The 1,584-nt window shown below is 42.4% G+C and carries 3 protein-coding genes; all 3 read left to right on the top strand.

The features are described from left to right. Positions 1 to 693, top strand: a 693-nt coding sequence (locus L4C33_RS22110) for an HAD-IC family P-type ATPase (RefSeq protein WP_428814532.1), incomplete at its 5' end; no start/stop codon positions are given. Then, entirely contained in the window at positions 693 to 863 is a 171-nt protein-coding gene (gene ccoS, locus L4C33_RS22115) for a cbb3-type cytochrome oxidase assembly protein CcoS (RefSeq protein ID WP_428814533.1), read from the top strand. The genes L4C33_RS22110 and ccoS, both read left to right, overlap by 1 nt. Then, complete coding sequence (locus tag L4C33_RS22120; RefSeq protein WP_428814534.1) at positions 860 to 1,528, top strand: sulfite exporter TauE/SafE family protein; 669 nt, start codon at positions 860 to 862, stop codon at positions 1,526 to 1,528. Before ccoS ends, L4C33_RS22120 begins: the two co-directional genes overlap by 4 nt. Positions 1,529 to 1,584: the final 56 nt, after the last annotated feature.

Consider the following 1,584-nt stretch of genomic DNA (forward strand, 5'->3'; position numbering starts at 1 on the left):
GTATCGAATATCATAGGTTCAGGTATCGAAGCTCAGTGGCAGTCAAAACCTGTCGCAATTGGCAGCGCTAAATTCATATTAGGCTCTGAAGCAGATATCCAAAGTAACGGGATCTACTTATCTATTGATGGTCATCATGTAGCAACATTCACCTATGAAGACCCTATTCGAAAAGAGAGCGCTGAGTTGATTAGTAAGTTTAAAGCCGCAGGGATAAAAACTACTCTGTTAACCGGTGACTCGCTTGCTAACGCACAGCCGGTAGCTTCTCAAATTGGGATCACTGATATTGTGGCGGGAGCAAAGCCAGAAGATAAGCTCAACTACTTAAACAATACCGAATCTAAAGACATCACTATGATGGTCGGAGATGGTATTAACGACGCACCAACTCTAGCCGGTGCTCACCTTTCTGTTGCGATGGGTGGAGGCACTGACGTTGCAAAAGCTTCAGCAGATATGATATTGCTTGGCGATCGACTAGATAAGTTACTCGACTCACGTTTATTAGCGTTAAAGACACGTAAAATTATTCGTGAAAATCTAGCGTGGTCCCTTGGCTACAACCTACTAATATTACCTCTCGCGGTTGCTGGTTTAGTTGCTCCATACATTGCGGTTGTTGGTATGTCTGCCAGTTCAATCATTGTAGTATCCAACTCTTTAAGACTTCTGAAAGAACAAGGTAAGTAATGGAAAGTTTATATATCTTAATACCTATCGCAATCATCCTTGTTTGTGTGGCTGTAGGCGTATTCCTATGGGCAGTAAAGAGTGAACAATTTGAAGACTTAGAAAGACAAGGTCATAACATACTGTTCGATGAAGAAGATGAGAAACAGAAGGCATCTCATAAAAAATGACCCCAGACTGGATTGGTGCTTTTTTCGTAGGATTAATAGGCGCAGGCCACTGCATTGGTATGTGTGGTGGCATTGCGTCTGTGCTTTCTATGGGCAAGCACTCGCGTCAGAATAGCTTCGTGATACCGATTTATTATAACCTTGGTCGCTTACTCAGTTACGCGTTTATTGGGGCTTTAATCGGCGGAACTGTATCGTCTCTTGCTCAAGTAAGCGCATTTAACGGACTGCTTATTTGGTTACGCCTATTGGCAGCTCTCTTTATGGTGCTGCTTGCTTTATACATTGGCAAGTGGTGGCATGGGCTGCTTTTTGTTGAGAAGTTAGGTCAAAAGGTATGGGAACATATCTCCCCTCTAGGCCAATCTATATTACCTCTTAAATCTCCTGTGCATGCATTTCCATTTGGCTTGATATGGGGATGGTTACCTTGCGGGTTAGTTTATTCAACGCTGACATGGTCTGCTGTATCTGGCAGTTGGATAAACGGAGGTCTAATAATGCTAGCTTTCGGTCTTGGAACGTTACCAGCCATGTTAACTGTAGGCTTTGGCGCTTCATTCATTAAGAAGCTGCAACAATCCCCCTTATTTCGTCAAACTGGCGCGGTAATGATCTTAATGTATGGATTATTTACCGGTTATCACGCTTTTGCGATGCTTTAATATACCGCATAACCACTTTTAAAATGGTGTTTTTTTACTATCCATAAGTATTAATG

Source organism: Vibrio makurazakiensis, assembly GCF_050337375.1.
Classification (GTDB): domain Bacteria; phylum Pseudomonadota; class Gammaproteobacteria; order Enterobacterales; family Vibrionaceae; genus Vibrio; species Vibrio makurazakiensis.

Excerpts from the sequence above, each read along its gene's own strand:
- L4C33_RS22120 (WP_428814534.1), top strand. The coding sequence starts at position 860 with ATGACCCCAGACTGGATTGGTGCTTTTTTCGTAGGATTAATAGGCGCA.
- ccoS (WP_428814533.1), top strand. The coding sequence starts at position 693 with ATGGAAAGTTTATATATCTTAATACCTATCGCAATCATCCTTGTTTGT.